Annotated in this window: 1 protein-coding gene; it reads left to right on the top strand. The window is 72.2% G+C overall.

From position 1 onward, the window contains the following. Positions 1-542: phosphopantetheine-binding protein (locus CCN51_RS51815; RefSeq protein ID WP_211303357.1), on the top strand; the 542-nt coding region annotated here is incomplete at its 5' end. Between the last annotated feature and the right edge of the window lie 214 nt (positions 543-756).

Consider the following 756-nt stretch of genomic DNA (forward strand, 5'->3'; position numbering starts at 1 on the left):
TCGCCGGAATAGCCGAATCCGCTGTGGCCGTCCAGCGTGAGCGGGAGCGCGGCCTGCTGGTCGCCCACTATGTGCCGGCGCCCGGCGCGGTGATCGACGAGGCGTATCTGCGGGCCGGGCTCGCCGACCTGCTGCCGGATCAGATGGTGCCCGCGGCCTTCGCGCCCTGTGCCGCCCTGCCCACCACCAGCAGCGGCAAAACGGACCGCAATGCCTTGCCGCACATCCGCGTCGACACCCGGGAGCAGACGGCCAAAGAGCCCGCGAACGATCTGGAGGCCCGGCTGCTGGCGGTCTGGCGAGCGGTGCTCGGCGACGACGGCATCGGCCCGGCCGACGACTTCTTCCAGTCGGGGGGCACGTCGATCCTCGTCGCCCAGCTGCTCACGGAGGTGCGCGACCGGGTGCACGAGGACGCGCGGATCGTCGACCTGTTCCGCTACCCCAGTGTCCGGGCGTACGCGGCCCGGCAACGGCGTGGCCAACAGGTCTCCCGCAAGAAGCAGCTCCGGGCGGACGCGTTCCGACCCGTCACCGACTGACCCCCATCCCGCGCACGCCCCATCCCGCGCACTCGGCGTTTCGCGCGCCGCTGCCCCACGCGTCCCTCGCCGCATCCCGGTACGCCGACTCGCCGCTCCCGCGAGTGCGTGCCGGCAGAAGTCCCGGAGTGTGAGCCTTGGCTGCCGATCTTCCCGACGAACCCGACGACGAGCTCCCGGCGATCGCCATCACCGGTATGGCCTGCCGCTTCCC

Source organism: Streptomyces milbemycinicus (assembly GCF_002154605.1).
Lineage (GTDB): Bacteria > Actinomycetota > Actinomycetes > Streptomycetales > Streptomycetaceae > Streptomyces > Streptomyces milbemycinicus.